12 protein-coding genes, 1 tRNA gene and 3 pseudogenes are annotated in these 16,875 nt (G+C 44.0%); 6 read left to right on the top strand and 10 right to left on the bottom strand.

Annotated elements, in window-relative coordinates; genetic code table 11:
* Positions 1 to 141 precede the first annotated feature (141 nt).
* The 4 genes from idnR to idnD all read right to left on the bottom strand — a co-directional run bounded on the left by idnR (position 142) and on the right by idnD (position 4,405).
* Positions 142 to 1,140 carry a DNA-binding transcriptional regulator IdnR gene (gene idnR / locus NA330_RS09665; RefSeq protein ID WP_001244065.1) on the bottom strand — a complete coding sequence of 333 codons (999 nt, stop codon included), beginning with the start codon at positions 1,138 to 1,140 and terminating at the stop codon, positions 142 to 144.
* A gap of 63 nt (positions 1,141 to 1,203) precedes the next feature.
* Positions 1,204 to 2,523, bottom strand: a complete 1,320-nt coding sequence (idnT, locus tag NA330_RS09660; protein ID WP_001128356.1) for a gnt-II system L-idonate transporter — start codon at positions 2,521 to 2,523, stop codon at positions 1,204 to 1,206.
* Between the two features lie 61 nt (positions 2,524 to 2,584).
* Positions 2,585 to 3,349, bottom strand: coding sequence for a gluconate 5-dehydrogenase (gene idnO, locus NA330_RS09655; protein WP_000998688.1), 765 nt, complete (start codon positions 3,347 to 3,349; stop codon positions 2,585 to 2,587).
* A gap of 24 nt (positions 3,350 to 3,373) precedes the next feature.
* Positions 3,374 to 4,405: an L-idonate 5-dehydrogenase gene (gene idnD, locus NA330_RS09650; RefSeq protein ID WP_000453354.1), complete on the bottom strand. Its 1,032-nt coding sequence runs from the start codon at positions 4,403 to 4,405 to the stop codon at positions 3,374 to 3,376.
* 216 nt (positions 4,406 to 4,621) lie between these two features.
* Here idnD and idnK point away from each other — a divergent pair, with 216 nt between their 5' ends.
* Entirely contained in the window at positions 4,622 to 5,152 is a 531-nt protein-coding gene (gene idnK, locus NA330_RS09645; protein WP_000896756.1) for a gluconokinase, read from the top strand.
* A gap of 27 nt (positions 5,153 to 5,179) precedes the next feature.
* Here idnK and ahr read toward each other — a convergent pair whose 3' ends face one another.
* Positions 5,180 to 6,199 carry an NADPH-dependent aldehyde reductase Ahr gene (gene ahr / locus NA330_RS09640; RefSeq protein WP_000152558.1) on the bottom strand — a complete coding sequence of 340 codons (1,020 nt, stop codon included), beginning with the start codon at positions 6,197 to 6,199 and terminating at the stop codon, positions 5,180 to 5,182.
* Positions 6,200 to 6,421: 222 nt separating this feature from the next.
* On the opposite strand from ahr, the gene NA330_RS09635 reads away from it, so the two are divergent.
* Positions 6,422 to 6,506 (top strand) — tRNA-Leu (locus NA330_RS09635).
* A 170-nt stretch (positions 6,507 to 6,676) separates the two neighbouring features.
* A pseudogene (locus NA330_RS09630) lies at positions 6,677 to 6,793 on the top strand (transposase); the annotation flags it as partial.
* A 225-nt stretch (positions 6,794 to 7,018) separates the two neighbouring features.
* On the opposite strand, the pseudogene NA330_RS09625 reads toward NA330_RS09630, so the two are convergent.
* Positions 7,019 to 8,036, bottom strand: a pseudogene (locus NA330_RS09625) (IS110 family transposase).
* 72 nt (positions 8,037 to 8,108) lie between these two features.
* On the opposite strand from NA330_RS09625, the pseudogene NA330_RS09620 reads away from it, so the two are divergent.
* Positions 8,109 to 9,033, top strand: a pseudogene (locus NA330_RS09620) (IS3 family transposase); the annotation flags it as partial.
* A 164-nt stretch (positions 9,034 to 9,197) separates the two neighbouring features.
* On the opposite strand, the gene NA330_RS09615 reads toward NA330_RS09620, so the two are convergent.
* Positions 9,198 to 10,472 carry an LlaJI family restriction endonuclease gene (locus tag NA330_RS09615; RefSeq protein WP_023241847.1) on the bottom strand — a complete coding sequence of 425 codons (1,275 nt, stop codon included), beginning with the start codon at positions 10,470 to 10,472 and terminating at the stop codon, positions 9,198 to 9,200.
* A 25-nt stretch (positions 10,473 to 10,497) separates the two neighbouring features.
* Entirely contained in the window at positions 10,498 to 11,901 is a 1,404-nt protein-coding gene (locus NA330_RS09610) for an AAA family ATPase (RefSeq protein WP_001589281.1), read from the bottom strand.
* Positions 11,902 to 11,965: 64 nt separating this feature from the next.
* Between NA330_RS09610 and dcm the strand changes: the two genes are divergently transcribed.
* Positions 11,966 to 13,300 (top strand): DNA (cytosine-5-)-methyltransferase, encoded by a 1,335-nt coding sequence (gene dcm, locus NA330_RS09605; protein WP_023241846.1) that lies wholly within the window; start codon positions 11,966 to 11,968, stop codon positions 13,298 to 13,300.
* A 75-nt stretch (positions 13,301 to 13,375) separates the two neighbouring features.
* Here the strand turns inward: dcm and NA330_RS09600 are convergent, their stop codons facing one another.
* Complete coding sequence (locus NA330_RS09600; protein WP_023241845.1) at positions 13,376 to 14,251, bottom strand: HNH endonuclease; 876 nt, start codon at positions 14,249 to 14,251, stop codon at positions 13,376 to 13,378.
* Positions 14,252 to 14,753: 502 nt separating this feature from the next.
* Here NA330_RS09600 and NA330_RS09595 point away from each other — a divergent pair.
* Positions 14,754 to 15,629: a phosphorothioated DNA-binding restriction endonuclease gene (locus tag NA330_RS09595; RefSeq protein WP_023241844.1), complete on the top strand. Its 876-nt coding sequence runs from the start codon at positions 14,754 to 14,756 to the stop codon at positions 15,627 to 15,629.
* Between the two features lie 478 nt (positions 15,630 to 16,107).
* On the opposite strand, the gene NA330_RS09590 is transcribed toward NA330_RS09595, so the two are convergent.
* Positions 16,108 to 16,824, bottom strand: coding sequence for a YebC/PmpR family DNA-binding transcriptional regulator (locus tag NA330_RS09590; protein WP_000532939.1), 717 nt, complete (start codon positions 16,822 to 16,824; stop codon positions 16,108 to 16,110).
* Positions 16,825 to 16,875: the final 51 nt, after the last annotated feature.

Below are 16,875 nucleotides of genomic sequence, written 5' to 3'. Positions count from 1 at the left end.
CTACTCCGGACCCGTAGGCCGGATAAGGCGTTAGCGCCGAGTCTGGTATTCCTCGAATGATGTAGTGCGTAACCTGACGCGTGGCGCTTTTGGCTACGCGTTAAGCTCAGGCAAGCTGCGGGAAAAAGTAGATCAAAAAATTTATAACGTGCTGCCGTGATAAATCTGATAACCCAAATCAATCGTATTATGGTTGAGATCGTTATTTTTAATTTTGTTGAGCAACATCTGCGCGGCTCTGCGCCCGATCTCAAAACGAGGGGTAATTACGCTGGCGAGGCTCGGTATCATTTGCCTGCCCATCTCCAGGCCGTGGAAGCCGGCGATGGAGATCTGCTCCGGTACGGCCAGTTGACGCTCGCGGCACCACAGTAGAGCGCCCATTGCGATATCGTCATTTGTACAAAAGACGCCATCCACGTCCGGGTGCGCAGTAAGCGCATCACGCATTAGCTGTATCCCCAGATGGATAGAGGAGATAGCGCGGGGATTGATGCGCAACGGCGCCAGCCCCCGGCGCGTCATCGCATCGCAGTAGCCGTGATAACGCTGCTCATCTCGGATATCGTCTTTTGAACCCAGATAGAGGATTTTTCGCCGCTGGCGTTTATCCAGCATGGTGCTGACCATATCAAAGGCGGCCTGACGGTTATCAAACCCCACCTCCATATCTAAGCGATCGCCCTGGATGTCCATGAGTTCTACAATCGGAAGGGTTGCTGAGCGCAGGAATTTGACGGTTCTGAGGGTATGATATTTTTCTGAAAGAATAATGCCGTCGATATTGTAAGACAGTAAATTGATAACGGACTCTTCTTCCGAATCGCGATTGTAATTGTAATTCGCAATGAGAGTTTGGTAGTTATGACCCGACGTTACGGATTCAATCCCGGCAAGAATGTCGGCAAACAACTGGTTCTGAAAAGAGGGGATCAGCACGCCCAGAGTGTAACTTTGCGCGTTTAACAGCATAGCTGGCGCGCGATTTGGTATGTAGTTAATTTCCTCCATGATCTGCGCAATACGCTCGCCGGTTTCCCTGGCGACTTTTTTCGGCGAGCGGATGTAACGGCTCACCGTCATTTTTGTCACGCCTGCAAGCGTAGCGATATCCTGCAAAGAAATTCTGTGATTCCTCATGTTTTCTCCAGTACCGGGGGCGGGAACGTCGCCCCCATGGTTAATTGGGCTGCGGATGATGAATTAATGCAGAACCGCATTCAGCGCCAGTACGCCCAGCAATCCCATGACAGAAATCAATGTTTCCATAACGGTCCAGGTGCGTAGGGTTTCCCCGACGCTAAGATTAAAATACCCTTTAAATAGCCAAAAACCGGGATCGTTAACATGTGATGCAATAACGCTTCCCGCGCCTGTCGCCAGTACCATTAACGCCGGATCGGCGTGGGTTACGTTAATAATCGGCAATACGACGCCCGCTGTGGTTATCGCGGCCACGGTCGCGGAACCTAACGCAATACGCAGCACGGCGGCTACCGTCCAGCACATTAATAACGGAGATAGCGATGTGCCGGTCATTAATTGCGAGATATATTGGCCCACGCCGCTATCCACCAGCACTTGCTTAAACGCGCCGCCGCCCGCGATGATAAAAACAATCATCGCAATAGCGCCAATGGACTCGCCGACGATATCCATCACCTGCTCAACCGTACGTCCATTGCGTCGGCCCAGCGTAAAAATGGCGATGATAATGGCAATAAACAACGCCACTGCTGGATTACCGATAAATTCGAAGAAAACCCGCACGGCATTCGTTTTTGGCAGCGTGATTTCACATACCGCTGCGATGGCCATCAGAATGACCGGGATCACGGCGGCAAAAATACTGTTCCAGAATGACGGCATCTCCTCTTCACTGAATAGGTGAGGATTAAATAATCCTTCAGGCGGCGCTTTCTCAAAGCGCGCCAGCAATTTTGAAAACAGAGGGCCGGCAACAATCACTGTCGGTATGGTAATGATTAACCCATACAGCAGGGTCGTACCGAGATTTGCCTCAAAAATTGTCGCAATAGCGGTAGGGCCGGGATGCGGCGGCAGGAAGCAGTGCGTAACGGATAAGGCGGCGACCATTGGAACCCCGACATACAGCAATGGCAGTCCCGATGAGGCCACAATCGTAAAAACGAGCGGCAACAGCAGTACGAATCCGACTTCAAAAAACATTGCCAGGCCGACGATAAGCCCGGTGATCACCAGCGCCCATTGCACGCGTTTTTTGCCGAACGTATTAATGAGCGTCGTCGCAATGCGCTGCGCGGCGCCGGTATCGGAAATTAATCTTCCCAGCATCGCGCCAAAACCGAGGATCATGGCGAGTCCGCCCAGAGTACCGCCAATTCCGTTTTGTATGGAGTGCAGGACGTCTTGCGCGCCCATTCCTTCGGCAAATCCCACCACGGCGGCAACCAGAACAAGGGCGATAAAGCCGTTAACTTTAAAGCCAATCATTAAGACCAACAGCAGCGCAACGCCTGCCGCAATAATTATTAATGGCATATTCGTCTCTCTTATTAGCGCCAAAATAGCAGCGCTTACGCGCTGCGTCGTATTTCCCTGGTCAGACGGCAACCAGCATACCGCCATCGACAAACAGCAGATGTCCGTTAACAAAGTCGGAGGCTTTTGACGAGAGAAACACCGCTGCGCCAATAAGCTCCTGGGGATCGCCCCAGCGTGCGGCAGGCGTACGTTTGCATAGCCAGGAGGTGAAGGCTTCATCTTCAACCAGCGCTTTGGTCATCTCCGTTTTGAAGTACCCCGGCGCAATACCGTTGACCTGGATATTATGACGCGCCAGCTCCACGCACATGCCGCGAGTCAGCATCTTCACGGCACCCTTCGACGCGGCGTATGGCGTAATCGTGTCGCGGCCCAGCTCGCTTTGCATCGAACAGATGTTGATCACTTTTCCTGCCTGACGCGCCACCATACGGCGCGTAACGGCCTGAGAGACGAGAAAAACCGCGGTCTGATTTACGGCGATGACGTCATTCCACTCCTGTTCGGGAAACTCAGTAAACGGATGACGGCGCTGGATACCGGCGTTATTTATCAGGACGTCAATGACGCCGATATCTTTTTCGATATGTTCAACCGCAGCTTCAATATCCTGTTTATGAGTGACATTAAAGGGAGCGGCAATAGCCTTTATCCCTTCCTGCTGAAGTTTCGTCACGGCTGTTTCGGCGCGCTCCGGGGTAATATCGTTAACAATAATGCGCGCGCCATAGCGACCAAGACCGGTCGCCAGCAAATAACCAATTCCCTGAGCGGCTCCGGTGATAAGGATATTTTTACCTGCCAGTGAAAAAAGATCGTTCATGATAGTGTCCCTTATTTTACTTTCTCAGAAAACGAGCTGAACTTTTGCCGCCTGTGTTTTGTCTCCGGCAAAGATCAGCGCCGCTTCCAGGTCGGTAAATGGATATTCCGCGCTCAGTAACGGCAGCGGATTGATAACGCGGTTGGCAAGCCAGGAAACCGCAGTATTAAATTCGGTAGTAAAACGGAAAGAGCCTTTCAGCGAGATCTCTTTGCTTATTACCATCATCATCGGGAAGTTGGGAACTGCGCCGCCCATGCCAACCTGCACCATCACGCCTTTGGCCCGTGTGACTTCCAGACACGTTGAGATAGAGGAAGGATGCCCAGAAACTTCAAAACTGATATCGAAATACCCTTTTTCTGCTTTCCAGCCATCGAGAGAATCATGCTGTGGGTTCACCAGCGTATCCGCGCCCATCTGCCGGGCCAGCGAGAGAGAACGGGTACTGATATCGGCACATACCACTTCCGCCGCGCCCAGCGTTTTTACCGCGCTAACAATCAGGCAGCCAATAGGGCCAACGCCGGAGATAAAGACGCGTTTGCCCTGCAGATCGCCCGCCTCATGAGCCGCATGAATGGCAACCGCCAGCGGCTCGGCAAAGGCCATGGCTTTTTCGTCCGCCTGTTCCGGCCAGGGAATGCACTGAGCGGTATCGACAGCTTTAAATCGGGTAAAACCGCCATCGACATGCGGAAAATACATGGCGCTGCCAAAGAAACGCATTTCAGTACAGTGGTTTTCTTCATGCTGCAGGCAGTATTTGCAATGACCGCAAGGCTTCGATGGATTAATCGCTACCGGTTGTCCTTCACGTAATAAATCTGAGTCGCTATGAACGATTTTGCCAATCACTTCATGACCTAAAATCATTGGCGCTTTTACTGTAAAATTGCCGACTTTGCCTTCCTGATAATAATGTAAGTCAGACCCACAAATGCCGCCACGGGTAATTTGTACGAGTGTTCCTTTATTATTCCATTCAATATTTTGTTCCGTAACGGCAACAGCACGCTTACCCGCAACAACGCAGGATTGAGTTTTTACTTCCATAAATTCCTCACTGGTCAGGTAGTTACCTTGAACGCATTTAAGCGGTTTTATTTGTCACTATTTGTGACTTATGTCACGCTGGAAAATTGTTACACTACAATGTTACGCATAACGTGATGTGCCTTAGAGTTCTTCTCTATGGAAATTAAAAAACGTGAAATTGTCGAACGTAGAGGCGTAATATTGTGGAGTGGAATATGACTCAGAGGTATTTAAATGGCTGGGGAAAGCTATATTTTAATGGGTGTTTCAGGTAGTGGTAAGTCTTTAATAGGCAGCAAGATTGCAACATTATTTTCTGCGAAGTTTATTGACGGCGATGATCTCCATCCGGCGAAAAACATTGATAAAATGTCTCAGGGAATACCGTTAACTGATGAAGACCGTTTACCCTGGCTGGAACGATTAAATGACGCTTCATACAGTCTTTATAAAAAAAATGAGACGGGATTTATTGTCTGCTCGTCATTAAAAAAACAGTACCGCGATATTTTACGTAAGAGTAGCCCTAACGTACATTTCCTGTGGCTGGATGGCGATTACGCTACCATTCTGCAGCGAATGCAGCGTCGTGCCGGGCATTTTATGCCGCCAGACCTGCTGCAAAGTCAGTTTGATGCGCTGGAGCGACCCTGTGCCGATGAACATGATATTGCGCGTATCGATGTTAATCATGACATCGAGCACGTGACGGAGCAGTGCCGACTGGCTGTACAGGCTTTTCGTCAGGCACTCAGCGCTTCCTGATCATTGTCAAAGCGCTGAGTCAGGCGGTCAGAAGTCAGCTTTTAGCACTACACGATAGCGGGCTTTGCCGTCGCGAACGTGCTGAATAGCTTCGTTGATTTGTGACATTGCGAACAGTTCCGTGGTGGGTGCGACTTTGCTGCGTCCGGCGAATTTCATCAGTTTGCGAAGTTCATATGGCGTTCCGGTTGCCGAGCCTGAGATACTGCGATCGCCGGCAATTAATGTAAACGCCGGTACGGGCAGCGGCTTCAATACCGCCCCAACGGTATGGAAGTTGCCGCCATAGGTCAGCGCTTCGAAGTAGGGCTGCCAGTCGAGATCGACGTTGACCGTGTTAATAATGAGATCGAACTGGCCCGCCAGTGCTTTTAACGCTTCCGGATCGCGGCTGTTCACCACGTTATTGGCCCCCATCGCCAGCACTTCCTGCTCTTTCGATGGATTGGAGCTGAACGCGGTGACTTCGCAGCCCATTGCATGTAACAGCTTTATGGCGATATGCCCCAGCCCGCCAATACCGATGACGCCAACGCGGCTGGTAGCAGTAATATGGTGCATCAATAGCGGTTTAAAGACCGTAATGCCGCCACATAACAGCGGGCCTGCGGACGCCATATCCATATTCTCCGGAAGAGGAATTACCCACTGCCAGCCTGCGCGAAGCTTCTCGGCAAAACCGCCACGATTGAGGATAGTGGGCACTGCGCCTTCCAGGCAATTAATTTGATTGCCGCTGATACAGGCATCGCAGTGTCCGCAGCTGCGCGCCGTCCAGCCGATTCCAACGCGCTGGCCGACTTTTAGCCCCTTATCCTGTGCCGCGCTGCCGAGCGCGGCTACCCGACCGATGACCTCATGTCCGGCAACCAGAGGGTATTGAGAGAACCCCCATTCATTGTCGATCATCGACAGATCGGAATGGCAGATCCCGCAGTAGTCGACCCGTACCTCGACATCTTCCGGTTGGAGTTCTCCCGCGTCATATTCATAGAGTTCGAGCTCGCCGCCCGCCTCTTTGGCGGCGTAGCTTTTTATTATCGTCATTGTGCTTCCCTTAATGTGGTGTTGGACTGAAAAGTGTAGAGCATGGAGGCAAGGGACGCCCGGCGTTAATCTGCTGGAGAAGGCGGGAAGTAGCCTGATTATTCTATTTAATACTCAACGCTGCTGAAATTTTCAGCACTTAGCGATACAGGTGTATGCTCGTGCTTGCATGGCGGCGTATGACAGGTATAATCCACAACGTTTTCCGCATACCTCTTCAGTGCCGAAGTGGCGAAATCGGTAGACGCAGTTGATTCAAAATCAACCGTAGAAATACGTGCCGGTTCGAGTCCGGCCTTCGGCACCATTAGTACTTCCAAGACCATCCGAGAAAGTCCAAATATTCCTTTAAAATCAATGCTTGCAGCGATTGTTACGTCCTGAGTTGTCCGAGGTAGTGACCTTCCCCCTGTAAACAGTGCCAGTCTAAACTGAAGTCTCTGGTCTTTCTTCCATCTTACAGAGAGGCGCATTGTCATGAAAAAGACCCATTATACCGAAGAACAAATCGCGTTTGCCCTGAAACAGGCTGAAACCGGCACCCGCGTCGGGGAAGTCTGCAGAAAGATGGGAATTTCTGAGGCCACATTTTACATCTATGGACTACCTCCGTTTTGCAAGTACTGAATCTGGTTTTGGGTTGTTGCTTACATCTATCCGGCATCAGGAAAATCTGTGCCCAAATGGGTAATCCGCACACAATCGCCTCAACAACTGGACGGCCTCTGAGGCCAGTATAAAAATCAGGTTCCGATTGTGCAGGTGCAACCTGTCATCATTTCTCAGTACGCTGCAACTTTTGCTGGCAGGGGATTAATTTCACACTACCTGATACCCGGTCTCATTTCTCAGCATCGACCAGATTATTCTCGCGTTTTTGTTAGCGACCGCCACGGTCGTTTTATTAAATCCGCGCCGTTCCTTTAACTGGTTAACCCACTGATTCATATGACCATCATTGTTATTCGTGGCAACCCTGACGACAGCGCGGGCACCATGAATAAAAAGTGTCCGCAGATGCTTGTCGCCTTTTTTTCGTCATATTCATCAGCACCTGCCTGTCGCCACTCGAATGCTGGCGTGGAACCAGACCCAGCCATGCAGCAAAGTGGCGACCATTCTTAAATTCAGTTCCTTTGCCAATAGCAGCAGCAACGGCCGTGTCCGTTTTAGGACCAATGCCTTTAACTTTGGCGATACGCTGACAGGCTTCTGATTGCCTGAATACTGTTTCAATTTCCTTATCAAAAAAATGGATCCGACGCTCGAGATCGTTAAAGAGATCTTAGAGTTCGGCAATTGTTCTGCGCATACGGGAACTTAGACCGTTTTCTGCATCTTCAAGGATAAGAGGAATAGCACGGCGAGCTCTGGAGACAGCACTGCCAGTGGGGATCCCCCGGTCAAGTAACAGCCCTCTTATTTGACAGACTGTAGCAGTGCGGTGATTGACAATACGCTGCCTTGCCCAGTGTAAAGCCTGGATATCCTGCTGTTCAGGGCTTTTTGGCGGCACGAACTGCATTGTCGGTTGCATCAGAGCCACTGCGATGGCCTGTGCATCATTACCATCATTTTTTTGCCCGCGGACAAAGGGTTTTACATACTGAGGACTGATGACCTTTACTTTGTGCCCCAGTTTCTCAAACTCACGCTGCCAGTAAAATGCCCCGGTGGACGCTTCGATCCCAATCAGACATGCAGGAATATTTGCCAGCGTCTGGAGCAATTCTTTTCGGCCAGTGCGTTTCGTATAAACCGGTTTGCCGGCCTGGTTTAACCCGCAGAGCTGAAAAAAATTTTTAGCCAGATCAATACCCAGAAATACGATATTCATGGTGATTCTCCTGGTGAGCACATTTCGTACAGTTAACCGCAGCGGGAGGAGGTAGTCCATCCCATTAACTGAAAGAAAAAATTTGCCGGGCCGGGCGTGACGGAACTGCGGCGTCTGCGGCAACTGGAGGATGAGAATCAGCGACTGAAGAAGCTGGTCGCTGAGCTGAGTCTCGACAAGGAGATGCTGCAGGAGGTACTGAAGCAAAAGTTCTGAGGCCGGCTCAGAAGCGCCAGGCGGTGACATTTTTGCTGGAGGCTTACCGTATCAGCGTCCGGCGGGGATGCGGGTTGCTGATGCAGAGCAGAACCGTTTACCACTGGCAGAGCCAGCGTGACGATCGGGCGATAACCCTGCGTATTCATATTCAGTTGCGCCGGGAGGGATGGCCTGTTAACCACAAGAAAACCCACCGGATTTATTGTCCGTAAGGCCTGAACCTGCGCAGAAAACGCCCCGCAGACATGTCAGTGCAGCACGCCGTCAGCAGCGCCCGGTCCTGACGCATGTCGATCAGTGCCGGAGTATGGATTTTGTGTCAGATAATCTGTTTAACAGGCGGCGTTTTCGGGCGCTGACTGTAGTGGATAATTTTAGTCGGGAATGCCTGGCGATCCATGCCGGAAAATCGTTAAAAGGCGAGGATGTGGTCAGAATAATGGAGGCACTGCGGGTGCCGGATAAGCGGTTGCCGGTACGTATCCAGACGGATAAAGGCAGCGAGTTTATCCGTCTGGATAAATGGGCGTATAAACACGGCGTCACAATGGACTTCTCACGCCCCGGAAAGGCGACAGATAACCCGTTTATTGAATCATTTAACGGCAGTCTGCGGGATGAATGCCTGAACATTCACTGGTTCCTGTCACTGGAAGATGCGCAGGAAAAACTCGGCAACTGGCGCAGGGAATACAATCATGAGAGAACGCATTCATCATTAAATGACATGACTCCGACTGAATTTATCCGAAGTCTCCGGAAAGACGAAGATCTCTGATTTAGCACTGTACTGAATTTGGGCTAGGGGAAAATTATTTGACTTTCTTAATTAGCTTTGGTTGCATTTTCATACAATACTACCCTTAATATAACGCTCATAACTATTATAGATTGTAATACAAAAGCAATCTATTTTTTTTTGTAGGATCTAATTCACATTTTCTACTTACGTAATCCTTTAAGAAAATCGAGATTCGTTTTTTTTCCGTTCGCATATAAATGTATTAAACTAATAGGATCTTTATATAAACAAAATATAGGTGGATAGTGTTCATCAAGTAAATTTATTTGGTCAAGTTTGGTTGATGTGTCTTTTAAAGCCATATGAATTGACTCTATATTTCCATTCCCGCCAGGGAAAACAAAAACACTAAAAATTTCAACAGCTTCTTTTTCAATCAAACTCATAGACTTAACATAATAAAATTGCTTGATGATATCAGGCAAGCTAGGGGCGTTATTAGCATTGCTTGCTCTATAATATTTGGCGTCAATAATAAAATATGAGTCATTGATTTTAAGAACTATATCCGTCTTTTGACCTCTTGAAGATGCTAGAATATATTTATTAGATATTTTGTATACAGGAGCTGCAAATTTTTTATTGATGTTTATTCTGTTATTTAAAACTGAACCGAGAATGCTTTCCCACATTCCATGAAACTCTTTGATACCAATGATAATATTTGACTTGTTATATCCAGAGTTTTTTTCAAGATAATTGCTGATTGATTTCAGCAGATAAATATCTCTTTCGCTATATATTGTATCCAGTTCTTTTTTGATGGTAGCTATCTGAATTTCTTCGCTTAATTCAGAGCGACCAATCGAGTTTAAAACACTTTCATAATACGCTGGTTCCGAGTAAGTGAGCCATCCTAAATCTTTGCTTATGTCATAAATAATTCCAGCATGAATTTTTGAGATCTCACTGTCGAATTCAGTTCGCTTTGAAACACCCTCATACTCAAGATAAAGCGGCGAGTTATCAGAAGGATAGGGTTGAAAACTATGAATGGTTTTCTTCCAATTAATCTTGCCTGCATTGTAGATTTTTCTTTTACTTCTTCGTTTGTATAAACCGTTGAGATTAAAATCATCCAAAAGAGAGATGATTAAAGTGAGATTTTCTTCACCTATAAAACCTTCTCCATTGTCTCTATTGTCAATACTATTTTTTTTCGACTGTTGATACATATGAATAGAAGACATTAATTCTCTTGCAATCTTTTCCTTTTCAGCAATCGAGTATTGTTGAAACTTATTTAAATCGCTATTCCTTGGAAGGAAAATATAAGGTTTACCTTTGAAGTAAACCAATCCAACAAAGTGAATAAAAATGTCATCTTCAACAATCACACCTTTAGAGGTCAAAAAAGCTCTTAAATCTGTCGGTAACTTATTTGTATTATATCTATCACTATAAAAAATTAGCATGGTTTCACCAAATATTTATTCGAATCTACAAATTGAAATTTTTAATCTTCTCTTCAATTGTATCATTAAAAATTGGTTTTCCAGATAAAAATGCATTATGCAATTCACCAAATGTTTTAAATTCTTCTGTACGAAATATAAGGCTTTTTTTTCCATGTCGTAACACATCGTCCCAAAGATAGACTAATAACTTACCAGCGACTGTTTCAGTGGCTTTTTCTTTTGTCTTTAGCTCATTATCATCAAGGAAACGATGTCCAAGTAATCTATCTTCAGGCACATTTAGCTCTTTCAATTCATCGTTAAGTATCTTCGAAAAATTACCCCAAGTAATATTTATTGTTTCTATATTAGCATCTTCATTATATATGTTTATTGGTATTTCACCTTTAGTAGCATTACTATAATCGATGAGCATATACTCGAATTGCCAACGGCGTTTAAATGCTGTATCCATAGGCATTACAGCTTGATCACTACTATTCATGGTTGCTAAGATTGAGAGGTTCTGGGGGATTCTTAAACTTAATAGTTTGTCATTCACTCTTTCATTTATATAATCCAACATATCAGGATCATTTATATCGATTTCATATTTACTTTCGCCAAATTCGTTGCGATCTAATAACTGAAATAATTCACCAAATACAGCAGAAGCAGAAGCTCTGTTTATTTCTTCAATTACTAAATAAACCTGTTCGTCTTTTGAGTTTAAGGCAAGTATCAAAGCTCTTAAAAATGGCCCTGCTCGATACTCATATATTACTTTTTTATTTTTTTCGCTATCTTCGATTGTTCTTGGTCTCAAACTCCCGACAAAGTCTGAATAGAGCATGTCTGGATAAAAAACGGTTCTTATATATTTTGATGAGCCTAATATCTCATTAATTCGATGACTTTTACCAGTCCCTGGGGCTCCATAAAAAATTTTGTTGACTGATTCGATGAATGTTGAGTGTTCACTATATTTAGATAATTCTAATATATACTGATTATTATCAGGTATCTGTGTTTCAAGATAGTTTATTGTATTCGTAAGAGCCTCTTTACTTATTTGCATTGTTTTTTCTGAGTAATCTTTACTATCATTATTAGCAATAGTGATAACTTTATTGATCAAGGAAAAAAGCGGTAGTGTTTGTGTTGTAGATAGCGTATTGACAACTGCGTCTTTTATATTTAATTCAAATAAATTACGCCATGTAGATTCGTTATATGTATTAAAATTAATAAATTTATCTATGTTTGATTCAATATCTTTTAAAACTGAAATTAGTTGAGGTAGAGTTATTGAAAAAAATTTAACACTATTTCTTCTGCCAGTATTTGAAAATACAAAACTCGGTGCTACCTGACTATAGCTGACAGACATTGAACTTGATAGGTTTGAGCAATCAATAATAAAATCATTAATGTTTTTTTTGTACATAAAATTTTCCATTGCATGTGTTTTTGTACAGCGCTATCATTGCCCGGAAAGAAACCGGATAAGTATGGACAACCATAGGCTAATGACAATAGATAGAGCATACTACATCAAGGAGTTGAGAAAAAGGATGGGGATTGGATGCTCAGCCTTTGCTCAAATCTTAGGTATGGGGTCTTCTGGAGAACGTACCGTTAGAGGGTGGGAGTCTGGCGAACATGAGCCTACACTCAATTACTGGAATCAGATTATTAAACTGGAAGATGTCATGAACACAAACACTGAAAACTCTCCATTTAAACAAGAATCTATTGAAAATAGTACATTTACTTTCATAGATTTATTTGCTGGTATTGGCGGTATACGTTTACCTTTCCAGCAATTGGGAGGTCATTGTGTTTTTACATCTGAATGGGATAAATTCGCACAAAAAACCTATTTTGCTAATTATGGGGAAATGCCTGATGGTGATATCACACAAATTAAAAATTCAGATATCCCAGATCACGATGTTCTCCTAGGTGGTTTCCCTTGCCAAGCCTTTTCTCAGGCAGGACTGAAACAAGGATTTAGCGATACCCGTGGAACAATGTTTTTTGAAATACAAAGAATACTTGCAGGTAAGAGACCAAAAGCATTCCTTTTAGAAAATGTAAAACAATTACAGGGACACAATAAAGGTGATACTTTAAAGACAATTATCAATATATTACAAGGTAAAAATGCGCAAGATATACCCACTGATATACCAATGAGTAATGATGCACGAAGCGCCTTATCACAACGTTTAAATTACTGGGTTGATTATAAAGTTTTGCGCGCTGCTGATTTTGGTGTACCTCAAAATAGAGAGCGAATCTTCATCGTAGGATTTGATAGAGATTATTTTAAAGATGTTGATTTTGATAAACTATTTTCTTGGCCTGAAGCTCCTAAAGAAAAAACTCGCTTAGGTGATATCCTTCTTACAAGAAAGGAATTAAATGAGCTTGAAAAAGTTCATGGAAAAGATTTCTACACTATTTCCGATAAGTTATGGATTGGTCATAAAAAAAGAAAAGAAGAGCACAAAAATAAAGGGAATGGTTTCGGGTATTCACTCTTCAATGAGAATAGTTCTTACGTAAATACCATTAGTGCCCGTTATTATAAAGATGGTTCTGAGATTCTAATTGATCAAGCATCTCTCGGGAAAAACCCTAGGAAATTGACTCCAAGAGAGTGTGCAAGGCTTCAAGGGTTCCCAGAAGAATTTATTATAGATGCAGTTTCTCATGGGCAAATTTATAAGCAATTCGGTAATTCTGTTTGCGTAAAAGTCATAGAAGCTGTAGCAGGAAACATGATTACCGCTCTGAATAGAGCGACAGATTTGATGGAAGAAAAAAATAAAGTTGCTTAATAGCTGTACTTTCTTCTTTACCATCTGAAAGCTCGAACATAAGCTTTCAGATGGTATGATAAAAATTATCTAAAATTATATTCCATAATAGAAACATAACTTACCGAAATCAGTCCCTAACTGATTTTCAAAAAACACATTTCGTGAGTAATAAAGTTTTTCCAAAATTATTCTTTTCGTCTGACTATCTCCATAGTGAATAGCTTTATGGCAGATAGGGCATAGTGAGTAAATGTTGCCAATATTATCCAAAGAATGTATATAATTCCTTTGGAATGCAAGAGGAATTAAATGGTGTGCTTCCATAAAGCTTTTCTGTGTAATCGGTGAAATGAAAGTAGTGTGATGTGGATTATATTCACATTTAAAATTTGCATTTTCTAATGCTTGTAGTGCTAAGGAATCGTTGCGTTGGAATCTGTAACTACTAAATGGAACTGCCTGACCTGCTTGTTGAAGCACTATATTCTTAAGATAAACGTCGTCATCATGATCTTGCTCATATAGTATAAAATTTTTCTCTGCCTGCCTTAGCAGTTGATTCCATTGTAACGGTGATAAGAAACCTATAATAGGTACATCATTCTCCTGCCTATTAAATATAAGGAATACATCATTTGTATTTCCTTGGAATCTTAATCTGCCTTGCATATATAGCCTAATTTCGTTTCCACTTTCTTTAGGATAGACGATAGGGATATCGTTATATTCAAAATTATTTAATTGATAGTCAGTGAAAGTGATGAATTTTAATCGTACTGATCTTGTTTCCTCAATGTATGATCCTTTTCTAACAATTCTTGTTAAATCATATTTTTCTGCCATTACTTCTTTTTCATAGCGATCTAATGTAATACTTCGATCACCGGTAGCTTCTCTGTTCGTAACAATGGAAAATGCACCTGATGTTGCGTTTAAGGTTTTTAATAATCCTAAATTCATAAATGCCATCTACATATCCTTATTATAAAGTGATAATACTTGCAGGGGGGTAATGAATTTTTTGTGCACAAAGATACAATTTTTTAAGTATGATGTACAGAGACAATGCCCCACCTTGTCTCACTATTAAGGTAAGGCTGTAATCATTTCGTTTTAGAATGAATCGAATATTTTTTATGAAAAATGTTCGATTAACACCAATAGGGACTGATGGTATCATGACCTTTGTGGTAATTTTTAATGTCTGAAGATCATAAGGATAGTATCGATGTGCGAGTCCGGCCTTCGCACCAGGAGCATGTAAATGGACCTCAACTGAGATCTTTTTTATGCCTGAAATCCAGAAGTTACCTACCTTTCTCGGTTGAGCGCTGTGTTTTTTCCATTGTTATCAGAATGCTAACTGTTAGTACAGAGCCGATAGACAAAAAGTATGTCTGCAATAATGTCTTGAATGTACATATAGTTGCGAGCATCATCGCAACTATGTGCTCATGAATTCTTCAACGTAATGACCTCTGACAAAACCCTAAAGCAAGCGATATCAAATATTACTATTTGGCGCAAAGGCGAACAGCGAGCGCCGCATAAGCCGTTATTGCTGTTATATGTCCTCTCGCACTATCGGCAGGGGCACGATCGTCTATTTGATTATGGTTCTGAAATTCATGAGCAATTGCTGGATTTGCTGGAGCGCTATGGGCCACAGCGCCGTGAACAGCGCCCGGATATGCCGTTCTGGCGTCTGAAGGGCGATGGTTTCTGGGAATTGCAAAACGCAGAATTCTGCTCAACCAGCGGTAGCCGCCAGCCACCTAAACGTGAACTCATTGAATATAATGTTGCTGGTGGGTTTGATGCCGTCAATTTCGCGCTGGTAACAAAAAAACGTAAGCTAATCGACGCGCTGGCGCAGCAGCTCCTTGAGGCGCATTTTCCGACCAGTATTCAGGAAGACATCGCTGACGAGATGGGTTTTGATATTCGCACCTCTCTCCGTCAACGCGATCCGAAGTTCCGCCAGATGGTGCTACGTGCTTACAATTATCAGTGCGCGATCTGCGGCTTCAACATGCGCCACGACAATGCGCCAATTGCTCTGGAAGCTGCCCATATCAGATGGAAGCAGAACCATGGCCCTTGTGAAGTACCTAATGGCCTGGCATTGTGCGCAATTCATCATAAAGCGTTCGATCGTGGTTCGATTGGCCTGGATGAAAATATGCGCGTGGTGGTTTCCGACGCGGTGAATGGTGGCGGTGTGGTACAGCGGCTGTTCTGGGATTTTGCGGGGAAAGAGATCGCGTTGCCGCAGATGAAAGAAAATTATCCGGGTGAACGGTTTGTGGAATGGCACAAGAGGGAGGTGTTCAGAGGAGGGCATTGATCTGGGGGAGTATTTTGAGTGGGGTATACGTTATCTGTAAAAAATAGCTCCACATCAAAGGCATCAAAGTAATCGGCCACGGTTCTCGCACTATGGTCTGTAGCGCGCTGGTGGAGTCACACCTGTAGTCAAGCGACGCGTAGAGCGCCAGATGAACCATTACGAGCGCAAGCAGAATTTATAAGGGCGGTGCCTTAAAGAGCACAGGGAGATTGTAAGTAGCCCGATATTGCTGGCTTTTGCTTAGCTTGCTGACGGGATTCGTCGTATGAAACATGAAAATTACCTCATGTTTTATATAAGGATTCGACACTATATCAAAACCGGTAACTCTCAATCTTTCAAAGCTATGTGTCAGATCAGGTCGTGATAAGACACATAAATTTAAAGATCTATATATCTGGCCAGATAGACTTTTTTATAACAGCTTTATAAATTAAACAAATCTGCCATAGAGACAGATTTGTTTAATTTATAATTAGAGGTTTGCAACGTTATGATATACTTTTTGCACATCATCATCATCTTCAAGGGCATCAACAAGTCCTTCAAAGATTTCTAAATCTTCTGGTGAAAGTTCAACTTCTGATTGGGCAATCATTTCTAATTCTGTTGTTGAAAATTCAGTAATTCCAGCTGCTTTTAGCGCTGCAATTCCTTTATGCAGGTCTGTAGCTTCAGTATAAATAACGATGTTTCCTTCTTCTTCGGTTACATCACGAACATCAACTTCAGCATCAAGCAAAATTTCAAAAATATGGTCAGGGTCTGTTCCTTTAAATACAATCACTCCAGTATTGTCAAACATATAGCTGACAGCACCTGCCGCTCCGATATTCCCGCCTTTTTTATTGAAAATTGTGCGGATATTAGCAATCGTACGGTTAACATTAGACGTCAACGTTTCAGCGATAACCATTGAACCATTGGGTCCAAAGCCTTCATAACGCCCTTGCACGAACGTTTCATCTCCGCCACCTTTGGCTTTATCAATGGCTTTATCAATAACATGTTTTGGAACCTGTGCTTGTTTCGCACGTTCAATAACGAATTTTAAAGCTGAGTTTGATTCCGGGTCTGGTTCACCTTGTTTAGCCGCAGCATAGATTTCTACACCAAATTTTGCATATACTTTAGACGTTGCACCGTCTTTAGCCGTTTTTTTAGCAACAATATTTGCCCATTTACGTCCCACTGGAAACATCTCCTCAAAAAATTATTTACATTAATGGCAGGTTAATAACCT

The sequence above is a fragment of the Salmonella sp. NW722 genome (genome assembly GCF_051702785.1).
Taxonomy (GTDB): Bacteria; Pseudomonadota; Gammaproteobacteria; order Enterobacterales; family Enterobacteriaceae; genus Salmonella; species Salmonella enterica.
Note: the sequence above shows the minus strand (reverse complement) of the source record. Positions and strands in the feature narration are given on the sequence as shown.